The sequence below is a fragment of the Bradyrhizobium sp. NBAIM08 genome (assembly GCF_020193935.1).
In the GTDB taxonomy this organism is placed as follows: domain Bacteria; phylum Pseudomonadota; class Alphaproteobacteria; order Rhizobiales; family Xanthobacteraceae; genus Bradyrhizobium; species Bradyrhizobium yuanmingense.
The window spans coordinates 1-461 of record NZ_JADYVR010000239.1; the positions used below are offsets into that span (position 1 = coordinate 1).

Here is a 461-nt window from a genome sequence, read left to right on the forward strand (position 1 = left end):
CCGTCGACGTCGGCACCGTCAGCCCCCACGTCCACGCCCGCGCCCGCGCCGGGGTCGAGGGCGCGGATGGCGGCGAGGACGGCGGGGTCGAGGCCGGGCTCGGCCTCGACGTGGTCGACGTCCCAGTGCACCCGGGCCCCCTCGACCGCCGCCCTCGGGTCGAGGCCGTGGACGACGACGTTCAGCAGCGCCTGCAGGACGGCGGAGCGGATGCGCTTGCTGCCCCCGGATCCGACGACCAGCTCGGTGGCGCCGGTCGGGCCCACGACGATGGTGGGCGACATCATCGACGACACCCTGATGCCGGGCGGGGCGGCGTGGAAGCCGTCGGGGTGGAGGTCGTCCTCGCCGAGGATGTTGTTGGCCAGGATGCCGGTGCCGGGCAGCACGCCGACCCACGCGGCGAGCACGGTGCCCGACGCCTGCAGCCGCATCGTCCCCTCGTCGTCGACGGCCCGGGC

The 461-nt window shown here is 76.1% G+C and carries 1 protein-coding gene; it reads right to left on the minus strand.

The genetic code is table 11. From position 1 onward, the window contains the following. Positions 1-434: gamma-glutamyltransferase (locus tag I6F37_RS39290; protein ID WP_225154268.1), on the minus strand; the 434-nt coding region annotated here is incomplete at its 3' end. Between the last annotated feature and the right edge of the window lie 27 nt (positions 435-461).